The sequence below is a fragment of the Marinitoga lauensis genome, from assembly GCF_004135675.1.
Taxonomy (GTDB): domain Bacteria; phylum Thermotogota; class Thermotogae; order Petrotogales; family Petrotogaceae; genus Marinitoga; species Marinitoga lauensis.
Genome location: NZ_QHLX01000003.1, coordinates 1 through 20854 on the forward strand (window position 1 = coordinate 1; position 20854 = coordinate 20854).

Genomic DNA, 20854 nt, shown 5'->3' on the forward strand with positions numbered 1-20854 from the left:
CATAATTACCATTAGAATGTCCCAGAGATATTATTATGTCTTTTCTCTTTAAATATTCAACACAATCAAAAAATTTTTCTATTTCTGGTGCCATAGTTATTAGTTTTACATAATCATTTATTATAGCTTTTAAATCTTTGATTTTTGGTGGATATATATACTCTTCATTTTGGGCCCCTTTTTTTGCTTTATTTATATATGGACCTTCTAAATGAATACCCGCAATGGATAATATTGGTTGAAATTTAGAGGTAATTTTTTTAATTGTTCAATAGACGCAGAAACCGTTGTGGGGTAAAATCTCGTTACACCATGAGAAAAGTTTAATTCCACCCATTTTTTTAACTCTTCTTTACTTGCTGTCATAAAATCTATTCCCATATAGCCATGAGTATGCGTATCAACAAATCCAGGCATAAGAATATAGTCATAACTATATTCTCTTTCTTTTTTTATAACTTTTTCTATTTTATTGTTTTGATTATTATATCTCCAATATATTCTCCGTCTATAGGATCAACAATCAGGGCATTTTTTATTTCCATAATACACCTCTAATCTAAAATAACAGATTTGCTTAAATTCCTTGGTTGATCTGGGTCATAACCTTCAATTAAAGCCTTTTTATAACCTATATATTGAGGTATTATCATTTTTAATGGAGATTCAAACCCATCATTATATGGTATATCAATATCTTTATTTTTACCTATAAGAATGGTCTTAGCTCCAAATTCTTTCAATTCCTTTGCTAATTTCAATTCCTCTTCTGTATCCTTGGAATTTATTATAACAATAGAATGTTCCGTCAATGTAGACTTTGGTCCATGTCTGTATTCAAGTGGCTCATGAAATTCTACATTTTGTATAGCCATTTCTTGAATCTTTAATGCTCCTTCTTTTGAAACACCATATTGTTCATCAAAACCGAGAAATACAAAATGATTATATTTTTTTAAATCAATTGAGTCTATATAATTCTTAATATTTAATAGAAGTTGCTCTGACTCATTTGCAATATCGTTGAATTTAATGCCATTTAAAAGAAAATTGAGTATAAAACAAATGAACCGGTCATAACTACACTTTCTTCATTAGCAAAATCAAAAACAAATGTTTCATCACATATCTTAGTTAAGGAAGAATCAGGAGTACATGTAATACCTATTGTTTTAATATTTCTCTTTTTAAAATTATCAACAGCCTTTACCGTTTCTGTGGATTCACCTGTTCGAGATAAAAATATGGCAATATCCGTTTCTGGAATTGTATCAAAAACTATCACTTCACCGCCTGAAATTATATTTGAATAATAACCATATTTTTTTAGCATTTTAGTGATAATCAATCCAAGATTATAAGATGAACCGCAACCTACAAATGTATATTTCTTATTTTTATCAAATGTAATTTTATAATCCTTTGCTTTTTTAATAACTCAGGTATTTTATTTATTTCTCTTATTGTATATTTACCATTCATCCTTTCACCGCCCTTGTGTAATTCCAGAAATTATATGTTTCTGGAATATTAAAAATGCGATTATAACTGGTATACCTATTATAGATGAGGCTGCCATTAATGTCGGCCAATCTACCTGATTGAACTTTTGAAACAGTGCAAGCCCTACCTGAACAGTTCTCATCTCTTTTGAAGTAGTCATAACCAATGGATAAAACAACATATTCCATGAAGTTATAAACGTGTTTATAGCCATAACCGCTATCGCAGGTTTTGATAATGGAAAGATGATTTTAAATAATATTTGAAATGTATTTGCTCCATCCACATATGCAGCCTGTTCTAACTCAATAGGTAATTGTTCTATATACTGTTTAAGTAAAAATATACCAAATGGCGTTACTAAAAATGGAATTGTTAATGCATAATATGTGTCAATCCAACCAAGATTTTTCATGATTATAAATATAGGGATAATAGTTGTTTGTGGAGGTATCATCATCGTTGCAAGCACTATCATAAACAATACATTCTTACCAAAGAATTCCCTTCTTGCAAATCCATATGCAACCATTGTGGAAAATATAATATTACCTATAACAACAATAATAGCCACAATTAAACTATTGAATATATATATTGCAAAATTATTTTCCTTCCATACATTTATAAAATTCAATAAAGTGGGATACTTATATTCTATCTTAAAATCGTCCAAAAATACACTTGTTTCCTTAGTAGGTGTAAATGAAAAAACTATTTTTGTTATATGCTTTAAATCAACCTCTCTATTTTTCAATAGTTTATAACTTATAGAAATTTTATGCCATTTATCTGAATCATTATTAATTTCTATTTTGTCTGGTTTTCATCAACATCATAAAAAATAATATTAAAATCTTTAATATCAGACTTAATAAAAAAACTCAAATTTTTCATCATTCTTAAATCCAGATCATTTGTTAATAATGCAATTCTTTGAGTTTTGTCTGGTTCTAAATCTATTTTCAAACTTTGTTTTGTTTCAGGTGAATCCTTTGAAATAGAAATCTTTGCCCCATCATAGGTTTTCACTTTTCTTTTTATATATCTTATATACTTTATCTCAAAATCATTTAAATACTTTTCTTTTATAACGTGTGTAAGGTTTCCTTCTGGTATAATTGCAGTATAAAACATGGTTATTAATGGAAATAAAGACATAATCAACAATGTGAACATAAGGATTAAAAATAAAAATCTTTTCATTATATATCACTCCTGAGAAGACGCTTTTGAATTATGGTAAATACCATTATTATCGCCATTAAAATATATGCTATTGCAGATGCATATCCCATTTCAAATTGCCTAAATGAAGTCTGGTATAGATAATGAACTACCGTTTGTGTTGAATTGGAAGGTCCACCACCTGTCATTGTAAATATTTCAGCAAATATCTGAAATGATCTTATTGTATTTAATGAAATAATGAAAAACAATGTTGGTTTTAATAAGGGTAGAGTAATATTGAAAAACGTTTGTTTTTTTGAAGCTCCATCAATAGATGCCGCCTCATATACCTCTCCAGGTATTCCCTGAAGACCTGCTAAGAATAATATGGTATAATAACCTATAGCGGCCCAAATATCCATTATCATTATCGATATAAGTGCGGTTTTAGTGGAAGCAAGCCAGCTGGTATCCAGCGCATGCATTCCAAATAACTTCATCATATTATTGAAGAAACCATTTGCGCTGTATAGATAGATCCATATTGTGGATATAACAACCATTGATATAACCGATGGTAAAAAGAACCCTGCTTTAAAAAGTCCTTTGAAAGGCAGATGCTTGCTATTTATCAATAACGCAAGTAATAATGAAAATGTTGTTGTAAATGGGATTGTCCCAATAACAAAGATAAATGTATTCTTTAATGCAATGAGAAAAACCTCATCTTGAAATGCTCTTATATAATTTGACAGACCAACAAAATTATAGTGAGGATTTATTCCACTATAATCGGTAAAACTCATAAAAAATGAATAACCTATGGGGAAAATTCCAAATATCATGAATATAATTAAGAATGGTAATAATAGAATAAATGTTTCAAGATTATATTTTGTTTGTCTTTTCATTTTTTCACTCCTTAAGACGCCTGTGCAAGGGGGACTTTGCACAGGCACTTTTTTTAATGGTTCAATAATTGTTGGATTTTTAAATTATAGTATCTTAATGTGCTTTCAACGTTTTCATTTTCAAGAACGATTTTTTCAATAGCTTCTGTTAAATATTGTTGTATTTTAAACCATTGTGGATGTGATGGAGCAGGTTTTGCGTATTTATTTTGTTCATAGAAAACCTGATGCATTGGATGATCTTCAAACCATGGATCTTTATCTGCACCAACCACTGATGGGAATACAGATGGAACTAATTTTGTTACCTGCATTGCAACATCAGATCTCAATAAGTATTCAATTAACTTTAAAGCTGCTTCCTGATTTTTTGATTGTTTTGTTATAGCCAATACTTCTGCACCTGCAAATGAAGCATGGGTTCCACTCCATTTATTTGGTTTTGGTAATAATGCTACATCAAATAAAATATTTGGATAATTGCTTTCTATACCTGATATATCCCATGCACCACTAACATACATACCTAATTTTCCTTCACCAAATGCTTTAGCTAAATCTGCTTGTTTTGTTTTTAAGGAATATTTGGATAATGCTTGATAGAATTTTGCTGTTTCTATAACCTTTGTTGAGTATAACAATGATTTTTTCATATCTTTTGATAAAATTGATGCTTCATTTCCCAGACTGCTGGTAAAAACCATTGTTGCCACGGACTGAAACTTTCTCCTGCACACATACCAAAACCATATATATCATCACCTAAAGCATCGATTTTTTGTGCAGCATCATATAATTCTTCCCATGTTTCTGGTGGGGTATTTGGATCTAATCCTGCTTTTTCAAATAAGTCTAAATTAAAAAATAAAGCTCTTGTTCCCAATAACCATGGTAATGCCCAGTAATGTCCATTATATTCTACTGAATCCCAGCCAAAATATTTATCTTTTACTTTTGATGCATAATCGTCCATTTTTAAAATAGCGTCCTGACTTGCAAAGTTAGCTACCCATGTATTACCAAGTTCTACAACATCTGGTGCGTTATTTGCTGCAATTGAAGTAACGATTTTGTCAAAACCATTTGACCAGGATAACTGAACATACTCAACTTCAATATCTGGATTTTCCTTCATAAATTCTCCAAGAATCTTTTTAGAAGATTCATCATTCAACATAAATCCCCAGAAAGTTATCCTGGTTTTACCAAAAGCAAATACTACTAACACACTTAACAATACTACCAATACCAACTTTTTCATAATGAAACCTCCCCTTTTAAAATGTTCTTTTTAATAGCTTTAATAGCCTGATATATTGAAATTAATTTCGTTGAATACGTAACTATATATGATTCTAAAATATAATGTTCTAAATCTTCATCATTTCTAATAATCACATAAATAACATCATCAGAAAAACTCTTTAATTTCTTTTGTAAATTTAATTGTTTCTCAAACCTAAAGGAATCAAGGACAAAAGAAATAACCGTTTCGTCTTTGTTGGGAAGTTCATTAACTACTCCATTAAATGGGTCATATTTTATAACTTTACTGCCTTTAAACTCAAATTGTATTAAAGTTTCCAACTTTTCTAAATCATTTGCTGTTGTATCGGCTGGACTTAAATTTTTTGCTTCTGGAATTAAGAAAACCAACTTCTTTGAATTGATATTTCCTTTAATATTCATTTTTAATGCTTTTTTAGATATATCCATTAAAATTTTTCCTGTATAGTTTTTGTTATAATATTCTTTCTGTAATTTATTGATTTTTTCTATCTTTTGATTTAATATATTCTCATCTATTTTTTTCTCTTCTACCAGCTCTTCAAGATATCTGTATAATGGTTTAAAGTTCTTTCGTGCTTCTGCCACTAATAATATATCTCCACCGCTATTAAAAAATTTTGATACCCCTTCTTTAGAAAAATAATTATTATAAAAAGCCTTCATCTCTATTGCATCACTAATAATTAAGCCTTCGTACTTTAAATATTTTTTCAATAATTCATCCATTATTACCTTTGATACACTTGCAATATCATCATCAAGAGGCTTATAAATAACATGCGAAGTCATTATCATTTCTACATCATTTAATACTTCTTTAAATGGAATAATATCCTCATCTTCAAAAGAAAAATCGTTTACTATAGTAGTTTCTTCATGAGAATCCTGTGTAGCCTTTCCGTGACCCGGGAAATGTTTTGCAGTAGGTAATATCCCTGTTCTTTTAATCCTTTTATATAACTTAATCCATATTCCGCTACAATATCGGCAGATGTTGAAAATGCCCTAAATCCGGTAACTGCACTGGAATTTTTGTGTAAAACATCAAGAACAGGAGAAAAAACCATATTAAAACCATATTCTTTTAACTTATTTCCAAGATATTTTCCGTATTCATATGCTATCTCTGGTTTATTTAATCTTCCCATAGCATAATTACCTGAAAAAGAAAGAATTCCCGGTACAGTTTCCAATTGTCCTCCTTCGTGATCTGAAGATATCAATAATGGCAAATCCAATGAGTATAATTTATCCATAGATATCTGTAATTCTTCTAAACTTTTCATATTATCTGGATATAAAATAATCCCGGCCGGTTTATATTTACTTATGATTTCCAATGCTTCATCATCAAGGCCATCTGGAAATCCAAGAAAAAAAAGTTTACCAAATTTCATATTATCCCTCTTTTTCAAATATTTAGTTAAGAATTTTTCTATGCCGTCATTTGTGGAAAATAATTTATGTAAAATAAGCGATGCCGCACCATGAGAGGTTAAAAAATCCTGAGAAGATGCATAATCTATACATAACTTTCTTATTTCATTTAAAAAGATTTTTTTATTTATATTATCAATAAAAGTATCCATAAATCTTTTTGGAAGTAATGTAATATTTCCTCCAATTAATACAGCATCCGGATCAAAAACACTTATAATCTTTGCTAACTCATATGAATAAAAATCTAAAAATTCCTTTCCTTCAGATAATATTTTCTCTTCATCGTATTTCAATACATCAGCAAAGGTAATATTATTTTTCACATTAAGCAATGGATGTCTAATTTCAACCTCACCTGATAAATTATTGCTGCCATGATATAGTTTATTTTTTATAATAATCCCGGTACCTATACCTATTGAATCTTTAATATGATACGGAATAGAAATATGAAAATATAACACATTTTTTGATTTTTTCTTGTTATTTAAATTAAAATATAACGCTCCACAATTACTATCATTTTCTATAAAAATAGGAATATCAATATACTTCTCAATTTCAGAAACTAAAGCGAAATCTTTAATTTTAAGAGCTTTTGAATGTATGATTATTCCCTCTTTTGAATCTATAATTCCAGGAACAGAAATCCCTATACCATATACATTTTCATCCATGTTTATGTTTATAACTTCTAAAATCTTTTGAATAATATTCTCTTCCGAAATTTCTTCATTTATTCTTTCTTTTTTTATCATATTGCCATTTAAATAAGTTATTACATATTCTATTCCATCCTGTTCTACCGATATTCCCATTATTTTTCCAGCAGTATGATTTAAAGACAAAATGTTGGTTTTTCTTCCACCCTGTGGTGAAGCGTCTATTTCACCGATTTTTTTAACTAAATTTATTTCTTTTAATTTGTTTAATGTCCTTGATACAGTAGATTTCTCTAACTTTGTTTTTTTCGATATTTCCATTAATGATGTTTGTTCGTTTTTCCATATAAAATTGAGTACCTTTATCAATGAATCTGTTATTTTTATCATTATTTCACCCCATTTAATTAGTTGGTTGTTTCAATCAACTAATTAAAATATAACACAGTTAACATAAAAAATAAAATGGAAATTTTATGAATTAAGAATGATTAAAAGAGATTAAGAGAAATTAGACAAAAATATTTAAAGAAAGGTTAAAAACTTTATTTTTATTATTTTAAACAAATTTTAATTTTAAAGTAATGAATGTGCTGTAAAATGAACAGTGTTCATATAAAGTGAGGTGAGATGATGCCAAAGATTATTAGAAATTTAGAAAAAAGAATTTTAGAAGTAGCAATGAAGATTATAAAAGATGATGGAATAAATAAATTGAGTATAAGACATATAGCAAAAATTTCCAGAATAGGAAGCGGAACTATATACAATTATTTTAAAAATAAAGAGGAAATCATATTGAGAACTATAGAAATATATTGGAAAGAGAAACTAAAAATGATGAAAAATAAGAAATACAATAATATATCAGATTTTATTGATGATTTATACGAAGCAATTTATAACTATCAAAAGATGTATAAGGATATGTGGAGGAATAATAACCTTAAAAAAATTCCTGAAAACAGAAATTTAATGATAAAAGAAATAGAAAATCTTATTAAAGAGAAAACAAAATTTAAAAATCCTGGGTTTATTATTCAAAATTTGATGGCAACGGCAACGTGGAATTTTGTAAATTATGAAGAATTAAAAAAAATACTATTGAAAGGAATGATAGAATGTTAATAATAGCAGTAGTAAGTATTGTATTGGCTTTTATTTTTTATACATGGGGTGTTTGGGGAGAAAAGATTAAAAAAATCTTAAATAAGAAGTTTTTATCTTTATTTTGGATAGGTTTATTTTTTGATACTACAGGGACATCTTTTATGGCCATGATTTCAAAAAATCCACAACCATTTCATAAAATTACAGGAATGGCTGCAATAATTTTAATGTTAATTCATGCATTATGGGGAACAACTGTTTATTTAAAGAAAGATGAAAAATGGCTTAAAAATTTTCATAAATTTAGTTTTTTTGTTTGGCTTGTCTGGCTTATCCCATTTTTAAGTGGTATGTTTTTTGGAGTGAGCAGATAATAGTTTAACTATTTGTTATGATTGTGGATTATATAACAATGGAAGTGTGATATCTACACTTCCATTGTTTCTTTTAATTCTTTTATATTTTTTAAATCCTCTGGTATGTTATAGAAGTAATATTCAAAATCAGGTATTATTAAAGAATTCCAATATAATGGTTCTTTGAGTTTATTGGTCACTTCGTTTTTTAGAAAATAATCTGAAATGTATTCAGATAATACAAAAAATGTATTATTTTCAAAAGCAACAAAGTCATCTTCAAATAGTGAATTTACCCGTCTTATAATACATTTTAATGATTTTCTATCCATTTGAGATTTTAGTTTTATTATTAAAAAAACAAATTCTTCATAATTTTCAAAAAATTCTTCAGCTTTTTTTAGGATAAAGTTTTTTGTATATAAATTATTATTATTTATAATTTCAGCTTTTTTTAACATTTCATTTCTAATACATAATTCTCTCTTTATCAAGATATTATGGTACAAAATTCCCATAAAATCAGCAAAAACTTTAGCCATGCTTATAATATTATTTGTAAAGATGTTTTTTTCGCTGTAATTATCGAGATTTAAAAAACCAATGGTATTATTATTTACATAGATAGGGATTGAAAGGTAAGACTTTAGCTTCAATAAATTTCCACCTTTTACAAGCAATTCAATCTGTTCTTTTGATTCTTTTAGCATTTTTGATTTTATAAGGCGAATACCATGAAAACTTTCTTCGGATATATTGTCTTTGCTGAATTTAATTTCTTTTAATATGGACATATCATGGCCCTTTACAGCAATGTATTTAAAATAACCATCAATATCACGAAGAATAATGCTTCCGCTTGTTAATATCGGATTTAGTGAAAGTATTTTTGATAAAAGAGGTTCAAAAATGCACTGCATATCATAAAAATCTTTAAATGTCTTTTTTCCAAAAGTCTTAAGCAAGGTTGAAAAAAATGATATAATATTTTCATCTTTAATTATAACCATCCCCTATTTTTCATGTATAAATTGATTATATCAAAAAAAAATAATATTTGTCAAATAAAAATCATCAATAATGAATATTTTAACATATATAATATAAAAAATAGAAAAACTCCCAAAGGAGTTTTTACTCTTCAAAATCTTCTATAGAGTTTTCAAGTGTATGCCATGCAAGAGTGAAACATTTTACTCTTACAGGAAATTTTGAGATTTCAGAATATATTGCAACATTTCCAATTAAATCTTCATTAAATTCTTCACCCTGAGCCATCTTTTCAACTTCGTCGAGTATTTTTCTGGTATCTTCAAGTGTTTTTCCTTCTATTGTTTCGCATAATAGCGCAGCAGAAGATTGACTTACTATACATCCGTGACCACTAAATTTAGCTTCTTTTACTATATTATTTTCTATTTTTAAATATAATGTGATTTCATCCCCACAGGATAGGTTTTTCCCATCTTCCTTTATTGTAGCATCTGGTATTTCACCTTGAAATTGTGGGTTTCTTGCATAATCTAATATAATATCTGAGTATAAGTCTTCAAGACTCATTTAAACCACTCCTTAATATATTTTAAGCCTTCGATTAATTTGTCAACTTCTTCTTCAGTGTTATAAAAATAAAAACTTGCTCTGCAAACAGATTTTGTTCCTAATTGTTTTAAAAGCGGTTGTGCACATAAATGACCACTTCTTACAGCTATTCCAAATTTATCACTGAGTATTTGTGCAACATCATGGGATGTACTGTATCAATATTAAAGGTAATAATAGATGAAGATTTTTCTGGTATATATAATTTTATAAAATCAAGTTCTTTTATTTTTTTTATAGCATAGTCAGTTAGTTTTTTTGAATGATTTATTATATTTTTCATGCCAATTTCATTTATATAATCAATGGCAACTTTTAGTCCCACTGCTCCACCAACATTAGGAGTTCCTGCTTGAAACTTTTCTGGTAATTCTGCAAAATCAGTTTGTTCAATGCTTACCCAATTTATCATTTCTCCTCCATAATGGAAAGGAGGCAACTTTTTTAGTAGTTTTTTCTTTCCATAAAAAACACCTATACCCATTGGCCCTAACATTTTATGTCCTGAGAAAGAAAGGAAATCAACATCAAGCTCTTTAACATCTATACCAAAATGTGGGACTAATTGTGCTCCGTCTACATGGACTAAAATATCTCTTTCATGAGCATATTTTATTATTTCTTTAATGGGGATTATTTGACCTGTTACATTTGACATTCCACTAACACTTATTAATTTTGTGTTTTCGTTAATATGAGAGATGAATTCATCTAAATTAAAAATACCATTTTCTGGATTATAATAATTTACTCTAAAATTAAAGGTATTAGCTAATTGTTGCCATGGAACAAAATTAGAATGATGTTCTATTGTTGTAATTAAAACTTCTTTGTTTTCTAACCAGCCGCTTTTTCCTATGGAATATGCAAATAGATTGATAGATTCTGTAGTTCCTCTTGTAAAGATTGTTTCTTGCGTTTTAGCGTTTATAAATTTAGCGACTGTTTTTCTTGAATTTTCATACATCTCTGTAGCTTCATTTGAAAGTAAATGAGCACCTCGATGGACATTTGCATTATGATAATCATAAAAATCTTTTATAGCAGTTGTTACTTTAACTGGAGTTAGAGTGGTTGCGGCATTATCAAAATATATTACTTTTTTTCCGTTAATTTCTCTATTCAGAATCGGAAAATTCTCTATCAAATCTTTTCTGGATAGCATCATATAATTCCCCGCTAATTTAGAATTGAATTTTCTTAAAATTTCTATTGCTGGTTCAAATATACCTGAAGCAATTTCCTTTTTTGCAGCACTTTTTGAGTAACCTCTTGTCATCATATAATATAGTTTATCTTCATCAATACTACCAATACTTGCAGCATGTCCGGCATTCACATCATTTTCATCAACATATAATGAAGGATATGCCATAACTTTTGCTTTATCTGAAAGAACCAGATTAAAATCCTGTTCACCGGCATCAGCGTTTTTTGCACCTTTTTTATATCAAGATTGCCTCTGAATATTACTCTTGATTCGTCCATTAAAACGCCATGACCAATAATATGACCAAATGTTTCAGGTGCATAATATCTAATTAAATAGAACATATCTATTATTTCATCATTTTGAGTTAAATAATATGGATATATGTTTACATTACCATTTTCTTCGGCCATTCTTATTACAATATGTGGAGCAGTTACTTTTCCGCCTATATTAATATCATACATTGTTAGTTTCGCATTTTTACCTATATCAAAAAATATATTATCTGTAGAAATATCATTTTTAAATAAGTTTAAGTTAATTACAGTTAATTCTGAGTTTTCTTTTAATTTTCCTCTTAATGAGGAAATTTTTGAACTGTTTCCATTGGACTTTGTAAATCTAATCAAAGTAGCTTTACTATTTTCAGCTAAATTAATTATACCTAAATCATATAATGGATTATTATTATCAATTGATGATTCTACTGTATAAATAGCATTTTCCTGATTTTCTGTAGTTTTTAAATAAAATCCACTGTTAAAAAATACATCAGACATTAAAAGAAACTTTCTGTGGGAACCATCAAAATCCATTTTATTTAAAATTTCAATACCTTCATCATCCAGATCATTTAAGCTTTTTAAATTTTCCGAATTTAGAGAATTGAATTTTGGAACAAATGGAAGTGGATCAAAACCGTTTAACTTTGATCTTTTCCATTTCGGGAACCCTAATTTTTTATATTCTTCAAATCTATTTAATCTAAAATTATTTAATTTTCATTTATGAAATATTTTTTGATTTATCTATTTCAATTATACCATATTCTTTTTCTGATTTTACTTCTGGCACTTTCCATTCTGTTGCAAAAAATCATTATGCTTTAAAATAAGAGCCTTTTCATACATAAACACACCTCCGGTGATGATAATTTATTTAAATTTTTAAATCAAAATAGAGTTTTATCCTATAGATGACTCAACTTCTAAATTAATTAGTTTATTTAATTCAAGTGCATATTCAAGAGGTAATTCTTTTACCAACGGTTCAATAAATCCTCTTACAATCATGTTTTTTGCATCTATTTCTGATAATCCTCTTGACATTAAATAATAAATTTGTTCTTCACTGATTCTTCCAATTTTTGCTTCATGACCAACGTCTGCATCATCGGTAAATACTTCTATTAAAGGAACAGTATCACTTTTTGATTTATTATCAAGCATTAAAGCATTACATTCAACAGAGGATTTTGCTCCTTTTGCGTTTTCTCCAATTTTTACCCAGCCTCTATAAAATGCCCATCCTCCACCAATACTAATACTTCTTGCATTTACAATAGAGCTTGTATATGGAGCAAGATGAAAAACTTTTGAGCCGGTATCTAAATGTTGATTTGGTCCTGCATAGGTTAGAGTTACAGAGCTGTTTTTAGCGCCTTTTCCTCTTAATATTGTCATTGGGTATAACATCGTTTTAAAACTACCTAAGGAACCGGATACCCATTCCATTGATCCATCTTCATCTACAATTGCTCTTTTGGTATTTAAATTGTATGTGTTTTTACTCCAGTTTTGAATTGTAGAATATTTCATTTTAGCACCCTTTTTTACATATATTTCCACCATGCCAGCATGCAAGTTAGTTACATTATAAAATGGTGCAGAACATCCTTCTATAAATTCAACTTCAGATCCTTCATCAGCGATTATTAATGTATGCTCTAATTGGCTCATACCAGGATTATTCATTCTAAAATATGCTTGAAGAGGTAAAGGTACTTTAACCCCTTTCGGGACATATAGAAATGAACCTCCACTCCACAATGCTCCATGAATAGCAGCATATCTATGATTATGTGAAGGGACAAGTTTCATAAAGTATTCTTTGACAAGATCAGGGTATTCTTTTACGGCTGTTTCCATATCAAGGAAAATAACTCCTAAATCATTTAATTCTTTTTGTATATGTTGATATACAACTTCTGAATCGTATTGGGCACCCACCCCGGCTAATGCTTTTCTTTCAGCTTCTGGAATACCGAGTTTTTCAAATGTATCTTTTATTTCTTCTGGAACGTCATCCCATGATGTGGATTTTTTTGCATCTGGTTTCATATATGCTATTAATTTGCTTAAATCTAAATTTGTTATATCCACACCAAAATGTGGTTCATGATAATTTTCAAATATTTTAAAAGCCTGTAATCTATGTTCTAACATCCATTTAGGCTCATTTTTAGCTTCTGATATTTCTCTTATAACCTTTTCATTTAATCCTGGAGGGGTTTTGTAAGCATATTTAGCTTCATTTCTAAAATCAAACTTTGATTGATTTATCATTAAATCTTCATAATTTATTTCATTAACATCTTTCATATTACCACTCCTTTACAGTATTTGCATCTACATCAACATATTCGCTTAATACTGTATAACCTTTTTCTTCAATTTCTTCTGCTAATTTTGCATCACCAGTATATACTATTTTTCCGTCAACATAAACATGTACGAAATCTGGATGTAAATATTTTAATATTCGTTGATAGTGAGTAATCATTAATATACTCATATCATCTGTTTTTAATTTATTTATAGCTTCAGCTACATCACGTAAAGCATCAACATCAAGTCCGGAATCAATTTCATCTATAATAACTAATTTTGGTTGTAAAAAGAATAATTGTAATATTTCACTTTTTTCTTTTCTCCGCCAGAAAATCCAGAATTTACATATCTATCTAAAAATTCCGGTTTAAGATTTATTTTTTCACATAGTTTTTTTAATCTTTTGTTTAATTCAATTGGTGAAACCTTTTCGTCTGGATGCATGTGCCTATATGCATTAATAAGGAATTGTCTCATTTTAACTCCTTCTATTTCTTGTGGATGCTGAAAGGTTAAGAATATTCCTTTTTTTGCTCTTTCGTTTGTGTCTAATTCGAGGATATTTTCACCTTCGAATAAAACTTCACCGTCGGTTACTTCAAACTTTGGTGATCCCATTATTACGTTTGATAATGTTGATTTTCCTGAGCCATTTGGGCCCATTAATACATGTATTTCTCCCGGTTTTATATTCAAATTAACTCCTTTTAATATTTCTTTGTCATCTTCAATAACTTTAGCTCTAAGATTCTTCACTTCTAACAACATTTTAATTCCTCCCTTTTTTGTCGTATTTATTCTACTATCATTATACTAAATTAGATAAAAAAAGTCAAATTATATTTTGTACTTTTTGTAACTAATATGAGGAATTTATATTAAAAAAATCGACTCCTTTGAGTCGATTATAATTATATGTATTTGAGTAATATTTCCAGTTTTTTTCATCTAATTTTGTTATTCCATTTTTGAATTTTGTAAGAGTGTTTAGATTAAATTTTAGAATAAAATGTTCTTTTAGTTTATATTCAATGGGTTTATTATTTTCAGGTTTAAAAATAGTAATTTTATTATTATCGAAAGATAATAAATATGTAGATAATGAAGAAGAAATAGCATTTTGCTCCAGATTATCCAGATTACAATGTAAATTATTCACCATTAAGAAATCCGGATTTTCCAATCGGATGTCCATTAACTGATATAATAGTTCAGAAGAATTATTTAAAAAATAAAATTTTGTAGTTTTAAGGTAAATAGAATCGTTATTATTTACTTTCTTTAAAGTATTTTCTTTTAATAAGTATGTATCTTTTTTAATAATAGCAATAAGAGGAATATCGAAAATTTCTGCAATTTCTGATATATAACGTATATATTTTGATGGACAATTATTCAATGTGATAATTCCCAGCTTGTTTCTAAAATTAATGCTATTTCTTAGCTGTTGAGTTAAGTTGGATAAAGATTTTAATTTAAAGAAATTAAGTGATAATGTTCCAAAATTTATAAAGTAAAAGTGAGAATCATCATTTCTGATTTCTGTGAAAGGTTTATAATAAGCGCTTTTTATTATTTTAAATAGCCATTTTTCAATTAAGATATCAATTATATTTTTCATTGTAGTCACCCACTTTTTTCAAGAAGGAAGACAATTTGTTGTGAAGCATATTTCTATAATATCCATGCAACATAATAATATTATCTTTTGCTTTATTTATTTCAATATAAGCATATGGAGAATCTTTGAAAATAACATAATCGTTTCTATCTGGATAGAAATAAGATATATCATGAGCATCTTTAAATATTTTAAATAATAAAATTGGTATTTTTACAAGAAACATGTTTGAAATAATAACGTTTAAAAGATAATCATAATGAGATTTGTTTAAAAGATCTATTCTCAAAACAATTAAATCAATATTTCTCATTTTTGCATAAAAGTAATTTTCAAATTTAAAACCTTCCTGTTGTAAAAGAAAACAAATTTTATTTTCGTCATTTATGTTTATTATTCTTTCTTCAAATAGGTTTAAATTTTCTTCAGATAAGCCGTCAAAAAGATTTATCATATCTTTATTTAATATTACAGAAACCCCACTCTGGCCTAAAAAAGACCAGGAGTGGGATGTAATATTTAGATTTATATTTTCATTTTCAAATTCCATTAAATGAATGGGGTGACCTGCAAAAATTTTCAAATTTTCACTCCCAATTAATTTTTATTTAAAAACACCTTATAAGCATAATATGTTTCATATAAATCAGCTTTTGAAGCCAGTTCATATGGAGAATGCATTCCATAAAGTGCAACACCTGCATCGATAACGCTGAGACCTTTTTCGGCAAAGAATTTTGCTATTGTTCCGCCACCACCTTGATCTACTTTACCCAATTCACCTGTCTGCCATATAACACCATTTTCGTTAAATATTTTTCTTAATTTGCCAAAAACTTCAGCATTTGCATCATTAGTTGATACTTTTCCTCTGGCTCCAGTGTATTTTGCTATTGCTATTCCATAACCTAATTTTGGTGCATTAGCTGGATCATGGACATCCTTAAAGTTTGGATCAAGTGCAGCAGAAACATCCGCTGATAATAAAGTAGAATTTAATAATGTATCGTCTATATCTAATTCAATATTAGTGCTTCCCTGAAGTTTTAATAGTTTCTTTAATATAGTAATCCAAAAGTGATGTTTTGCACCTGTATTTCCATCACTTCCAATTTCTTCTTTATCTACTAACAATATGGCAGCACTTCTTACTTCAGGTTCTGCTTCTATCAAAGCAGTTAATGCTGTGTAAGAACATATTCTATCGTCATGTCCATAAGCAGCGATTAATGATCTATCCAATCCGACATCTCTTGCAGGTAATGAAGGGACTACTTCTAATTCTGCAGAAATTAAATCTTCTTCAACAATACCATATTTTTCATGTAAGATATTTAAGATATTTAATTTTACTCCTTCTTTTACTTCTTCTTCATAAGATATAGATATTGTTCCTAATAATAGGTTTAAATTTTCTCCTTTAAATACTTCAGAAACTTCACCTTTTCTCCTATCAAGATGTGGTAATAGATCCGAAATTACAAATACAGGGTCTTCGAGGCTATCTCCTATGGATACATCTATTTTTGTTCCGTCATCTTTAATAACAACACCATGTAGTTCAAGAGGAATATTTAACCATTGATATTTTTTTATTCCACCATAATAATGGGTTTTTGCCATAGCTATACCTGTATCTTCCACTATTGGCTCTGGTTTTAAATCAAGTCTTGGAGCATCAAGATGAGCGCCAACAAGGCTAATTCCATTTGTTATGTTGCCCTTTATTTTAATAGCAAAGATTGCTTTAGAATTGTTAATGTAATATACTTTATCACCGTCTTCTATTTTTCCCTTTTCCAGATAATAATCTAAAGGTTTAAATCCATGTTTTTCTAATTCTTTTACGCTATATTCAACAGCTTTTCTTTCTGTTTTTGAGTAATCAATAAAATTTTTGTAACCTTTAGAATACTCATCAATAATTTTCCTATCTCTTTTTTCCCATACGGATACTTTTTTTCTTGTAAGTTTTTCTTTAAGCTTTTTTATCTCCACCTTTTTCACCTCCAGAAAATATGATTAAAATTATTCAATTACAATTAGATTGTATCATATTGATGTTTTTTTTCAAAGTATGTAAAGAGGGTCATAAAATCTGTTATTAATTATAATTACATTTATTCAATTTATATGGGTAAAAACAGAGGTTCAAAAAAAAATTTTTTTTTAGTATAATAATAATGCTGATATTGGTTAAAAAATATTTATTATAGGGGGGGATTTCATGCCAGATAAAGTAGATAGAGAAATAACGCTTGATTTGGTTAGAGTAACTGAAGCGGCAGCTTTAACGAGCAGTTTACATTTGGGGATGGGGGATAAAAATGCTGTGGATCAGGCAGCTGTTGATGCTATGAGGGGAATGCTGGATTACATAGAAATAAAGGGTACTGTAATAATTGGTGAGGGTGAAAAAGATGAAGCGCCAATGTTGTATATTGGCGAAAAGGTTGGAACATGGGCAGAAGATGATGAGGAATACGATATAGCCGTTGATCCTATAGACGGTACAAGACTTGTGGCTTATGGATTACCAAATGCTATTAGTGTTATGACTTTAGCGGAAAAGGGTAAATTAGCCTATTTACCAACGTTTTATTCATATAAGCTTGCAGTTGGTCCAGAATTAAGGGGTTATTGGATATTAGAAGTTCTATTAGAGAAAATTTAAGAGTTGCAGCAGCAGCATTAAAGGTTCCAGTTAGTGAAATAACAGTAGTTGTTTTAAATAGGGATAGACATAAGAAAATTATTGAAGAAATAAGAGAAGTTGGAGCAAGAATAAAATTAATTGGTGATGGGGATATTGCAGCAGCTCTTGCAACCGCTATGCCAGATAGTGGAGTTGATATTTATATTGGGATAGGGGGTTCTCCAGAAGCAGTATTGGCTGCAGGGGCTTTAAGAACATTGGGTGGTGAATTACAGGTTCAATTGTGGCCTCAAACTGAGGAAGAAAAGGAGAAGCTGTTAAGTGAAGGTTGGGATTTAAATAAGGTATATTATACAGAAGATTTAGCTGGAGGAGAAAATGTTTTATTTTCAGCAACTGGTGTAACTGATGGAGACTTTTTAAAGGGAGTACATTTTTATAAGGGTAAAGCTATTACTGAAAGTATAGTTATGAGATCTAAAACCAGAACAATAAGGAGAATTACTACATATCATGATTTGAAATATAAAACAATTAGGTTGAAATCTACAGATGGTGACTCTAAATTGTTGAATATTCACAAAAAAAGAGAGGATTATATGGGGGAGGTATATAATAAATGATAGCCTTTTTCACTGATTGGGGAATGATAGTTATTATGTAGGTGTTTGTAAAGCAGTAATGAAAACTATCAATAAAAATGCTGAGATAATAGATGTTTTGCATGATACAAGAAAGTTTGATCCTAAAATTAATGCACATATTTTATACAGATTTTCTAAGGACTTTCCAGAAGGAACAATATTTTTAAGTGTTATAGATGCCGGTGTGGGAAGCAGTAGAAAACCCATTATTTTAAAAGCAAAAAAAAGGAATTTTTATTTTGTTGCACCGGACAATGGATTATTAACTCTAGTAGCGGAAGAATACGGAATTGATAAATTAATAGAAATTAATAATGAAAAATATTATTTTAGGAAGAGATATTCTACAACATTTCATGGAAGAGATATATTTTCTCCTGTAGCCGCATATTTATCAAAAGGAGTTCCAATTGAGGATTTTGGTATTGAAATCGATACTATAAATCTATTTAGATATAAAGCACCAGAGATTAAAAATGATGCAATTGAAGGTGAGATAATATTCTTCGATACATTTGGAAATGTTCAAACAAATATACCTGCTGAGCTTGGTGAAACATTATTTAAAAAAGATGATGAGATTATACTTCATTTTGAAAATAAAAAGTTTAAAGCATATTATGAAAAAGTATTTAGTGATGTATTACCTGGAGAGCTTTTAATTCATCCGGAAAGTTCCGGGTATTTAGAAATTGCAATAAATCAGGGTAATGCAAAGGAATTTTTAGGATTAAATTCAGAAGGAGTGGAGATTACATTAAGAAAAGAAACATATTAGGTTGGGATTTATCGGAAAAAATATCTGTTATACATACTATAGTGATGTTTTTTATTTTTTATTTTTTGCATCTTTTAGCTTATTGGTATTTAATACCAATGAGCTTTGTATTTTTATATTTTATTGTATATATATTTATAGAAAAAAGGCTCAGGAGAATATTGCATAAAGGTAATGCTTATACTACCAGGCATTATAACCTTGAATATTCTGGTTTATTACGCGAATTGGATGAAATGATCAGAACATATTCGTTATTATTATTAAGAGAGAGAGAAGGATTAAAAGAATATTATGAAAAGTTTAATGCTATTTTTGATAGTATAGGTTCCGGTTTATTGGTATTTAATGAAAATGGTATTTTACAAAGGTCCAATCGCAAAGCTAAAGAAATTTTTCATAATATTACATTAAAATATGGGATGCAACTTTCAAAAATATTTATTAAAAGTGGGATAAAAATTACATTAGAATCTGGTATATACGAGGTATATTCTAAGAGACTAAGAAAGAATTTACAATTGATTATAAGTAAAAGGAGCAATTTTATTATTATAGCTGTGAATGACATTACTACCTATAAAAAGTTAAAAAAGAATCTTGAAAATGCAAGGCATTTTGCAAGGCTTGGTGAAATACTTGCTAATGCAGCTCATGGTTTAAAAACACCAATAGCAAGGTTAAAAATGACGTTCCAAATGTATGAATTGACAAATGATAAAGAGTATTTAAATCAGGTAAAAAATGAAATTAACAATATTCAAAATGTAGTTCAGGAAACGCTGGAATTGTTTAAAATACCAGAAGATATAAAATTATTTAGTTTAAATCAGGTATTAAATGAAGTAGTAAATAATTTTAAAAGAGTATATCCGCAAATTAAATTTATTGTTCAGGATAAAATAAATGTTGAAATTAAAAGTGATGAATGGCTTTTTAAGTCAGCGATGTTTAATGTGATTCAAAATTCTATAGATGCTGTTTTGGTGAAAAAAGCCAGAGTATTATAATTATAAAGATATTGGAAAAAAGCGATGTTATAAAATTATGCTAGCTGATAATGGAATAGGTATGGATAAAATCGAGAAAGAGAAATATTTGAAACCATTTTTTACAACAAAGGATAATGGTACGGGGCTTGGAACTGTTTTTTTAGAAAGATTTGTTATTTTTCAAAATGCACGGTTGCGGATTAGTTCAATAAAAGGCAAAGGGACAATAATAAGTCTAATAATAGATAAATTTTAATCGGCTCTTAAAGAGCCGAATTATTTTAGTTGGAAATAATG

The 20854-nt window shown here is 28.5% G+C and carries 20 protein-coding genes and 5 pseudogenes; 6 read left to right on the forward strand and 19 right to left on the reverse strand.

Features of this window, described 5'->3' with window-relative positions:
• Positions 1-207 precede the first annotated feature (207 nt).
• The 10 genes and pseudogenes from DJ007_RS05080 to DJ007_RS05110 form a co-directional block, all read right to left on the reverse strand.
• Entirely contained in the window at positions 208-417 is a 210-nt protein-coding gene (locus tag DJ007_RS05080; RefSeq protein ID WP_129408621.1) for an amidohydrolase family protein, read from the reverse strand.
• A 137-nt stretch (positions 418-554) separates the two neighbouring features.
• Positions 555-1067, reverse strand: a complete 513-nt coding sequence (locus tag DJ007_RS17190) for an SIS domain-containing protein (protein ID WP_368359564.1) — start codon at positions 1065-1067, stop codon at positions 555-557.
• Positions 1040-1348 (reverse strand): SIS domain-containing protein, encoded by a 309-nt coding sequence (locus tag DJ007_RS17195; RefSeq protein WP_240739294.1) that lies wholly within the window; start codon positions 1346-1348, stop codon positions 1040-1042. The genes DJ007_RS17190 and DJ007_RS17195 overlap by 28 nt, the downstream gene beginning before the upstream one ends.
• A 138-nt stretch (positions 1349-1486) precedes the next feature.
• The gene (locus tag DJ007_RS15575) at positions 1487-2260 is read right to left on the reverse strand and encodes a carbohydrate ABC transporter permease (protein ID WP_206076122.1); all 774 of its coding nucleotides are present in this window, start codon (positions 2258-2260) and stop codon (positions 1487-1489) included.
• Positions 2261-2313: 53 nt separating this feature from the next.
• On the reverse strand, positions 2314-2709 hold the full coding sequence (locus DJ007_RS15580; RefSeq protein ID WP_206076123.1) for a hypothetical protein: 396 nt from the start codon (positions 2707-2709) through the stop codon (positions 2314-2316).
• Positions 2709-3584 carry a carbohydrate ABC transporter permease gene (locus DJ007_RS05095; protein ID WP_129408622.1) on the reverse strand — a complete coding sequence of 292 codons (876 nt, stop codon included), beginning with the start codon at positions 3582-3584 and terminating at the stop codon, positions 2709-2711. The genes DJ007_RS15580 and DJ007_RS05095 overlap by 1 nt, the downstream gene beginning before the upstream one ends.
• Before the next feature lie 53 nt (positions 3585-3637).
• Complete coding sequence (locus DJ007_RS18895) at positions 3638-4288, reverse strand: extracellular solute-binding protein (RefSeq protein WP_276318697.1); 651 nt, start codon at positions 4286-4288, stop codon at positions 3638-3640.
• The gene (locus tag DJ007_RS18900) at positions 4234-4845 is read right to left on the reverse strand and encodes an extracellular solute-binding protein (RefSeq protein ID WP_206076125.1); all 612 of its coding nucleotides are present in this window, start codon (positions 4843-4845) and stop codon (positions 4234-4236) included. The genes DJ007_RS18895 and DJ007_RS18900 overlap by 55 nt, the downstream gene beginning before the upstream one ends.
• Positions 4842-5300, reverse strand: a complete 459-nt coding sequence (locus DJ007_RS19985; protein ID WP_368359566.1) for a hypothetical protein — start codon at positions 5298-5300, stop codon at positions 4842-4844. Before DJ007_RS19985 ends, DJ007_RS18900 begins: the two co-directional genes overlap by 4 nt.
• Positions 5301-5405: 105 nt before the next feature.
• Positions 5406-7366, reverse strand: a pseudogene (locus tag DJ007_RS05110) (ROK family protein); the annotation flags it as partial.
• Positions 7367-7606: 240 nt separating this feature from the next.
• Between DJ007_RS05110 and DJ007_RS05115 the strand changes: the two are divergent.
• Positions 7607-8104, forward strand: a complete 498-nt coding sequence (locus DJ007_RS05115) for a TetR/AcrR family transcriptional regulator (protein ID WP_129408625.1) — start codon at positions 7607-7609, stop codon at positions 8102-8104.
• The gene (locus DJ007_RS05120; RefSeq protein WP_129408626.1) at positions 8098-8460 is read left to right on the forward strand and encodes an HsmA family protein; all 363 of its coding nucleotides are present in this window, start codon (positions 8098-8100) and stop codon (positions 8458-8460) included. The genes DJ007_RS05115 and DJ007_RS05120 overlap by 7 nt, the downstream gene beginning before the upstream one ends.
• A 53-nt stretch (positions 8461-8513) precedes the next feature.
• Here the strand turns inward: DJ007_RS05120 and DJ007_RS05125 are convergent, their stop codons facing one another.
• From DJ007_RS05125 to DJ007_RS05170, 9 genes and pseudogenes are all read right to left on the reverse strand, one after another.
• The gene (locus DJ007_RS05125) at positions 8514-9452 is read right to left on the reverse strand and encodes a GAF domain-containing protein (protein WP_129408627.1); all 939 of its coding nucleotides are present in this window, start codon (positions 9450-9452) and stop codon (positions 8514-8516) included.
• 124 nt (positions 9453-9576) lie between these two features.
• Complete coding sequence (gene sufU / locus DJ007_RS05130; RefSeq protein WP_129408628.1) at positions 9577-10002, reverse strand: Fe-S cluster assembly sulfur transfer protein SufU; 426 nt, start codon at positions 10000-10002, stop codon at positions 9577-9579.
• A pseudogene (locus tag DJ007_RS05135) lies at positions 9999-11209 on the reverse strand (aminotransferase class V-fold PLP-dependent enzyme). The gene sufU and the pseudogene DJ007_RS05135 overlap by 4 nt, the downstream one beginning before the upstream one ends.
• A 123-nt stretch (positions 11210-11332) precedes the next feature.
• Positions 11333-12072 (reverse strand): annotated as a pseudogene (locus DJ007_RS05145) (SufB/SufD family protein); the annotation flags it as partial.
• 369 nt (positions 12073-12441) lie between these two features.
• On the reverse strand, positions 12442-13857 hold the full coding sequence (sufB, locus tag DJ007_RS05150) for a Fe-S cluster assembly protein SufB (RefSeq protein WP_129408630.1): 1416 nt from the start codon (positions 13855-13857) through the stop codon (positions 12442-12444).
• Between the two features lies 1 nt (position 13858).
• Positions 13859-14634, reverse strand: a pseudogene (gene sufC / locus DJ007_RS19990) (Fe-S cluster assembly ATPase SufC).
• Between the two features lie 91 nt (positions 14635-14725).
• On the reverse strand, positions 14726-15487 hold the full coding sequence (locus tag DJ007_RS05160; protein WP_129408631.1) for a hypothetical protein: 762 nt from the start codon (positions 15485-15487) through the stop codon (positions 14726-14728).
• Positions 15471-16070 (reverse strand): hypothetical protein, encoded by a 600-nt coding sequence (locus DJ007_RS05165; protein WP_129408632.1) that lies wholly within the window; start codon positions 16068-16070, stop codon positions 15471-15473. Before DJ007_RS05165 ends, DJ007_RS05160 begins: the two co-directional genes overlap by 17 nt.
• Positions 16071-16084: 14 nt before the next feature.
• Positions 16085-17485 (reverse strand): aminopeptidase, encoded by a 1401-nt coding sequence (locus tag DJ007_RS05170; RefSeq protein WP_129408633.1) that lies wholly within the window; start codon positions 17483-17485, stop codon positions 16085-16087.
• 229 nt (positions 17486-17714) lie between these two features.
• Between DJ007_RS05170 and glpX the strand changes: the two are divergent.
• The 4 genes and pseudogenes from glpX to DJ007_RS05190 all read left to right on the forward strand — a co-directional run bounded on the left by glpX (position 17715) and on the right by DJ007_RS05190 (position 20813).
• Positions 17715-18766: pseudogene (gene glpX / locus DJ007_RS05175) on the forward strand (class II fructose-bisphosphatase).
• Between the two features lie 58 nt (positions 18767-18824).
• Positions 18825-19565 carry an SAM hydrolase/SAM-dependent halogenase family protein gene (locus tag DJ007_RS05180; RefSeq protein WP_129408634.1) on the forward strand — a complete coding sequence of 247 codons (741 nt, stop codon included), beginning with the start codon at positions 18825-18827 and terminating at the stop codon, positions 19563-19565.
• Positions 19566-19726: 161 nt separating this feature from the next.
• Complete coding sequence (locus DJ007_RS05185; protein ID WP_165974026.1) at positions 19727-20575, forward strand: histidine kinase dimerization/phospho-acceptor domain-containing protein; 849 nt, start codon at positions 19727-19729, stop codon at positions 20573-20575.
• A gap of 37 nt (positions 20576-20612) precedes the next feature.
• Positions 20613-20813 carry an ATP-binding protein gene (locus tag DJ007_RS05190; protein WP_129408636.1) on the forward strand — a complete coding sequence of 67 codons (201 nt, stop codon included), beginning with the start codon at positions 20613-20615 and terminating at the stop codon, positions 20811-20813.
• Positions 20814-20854: the final 41 nt, after the last annotated feature.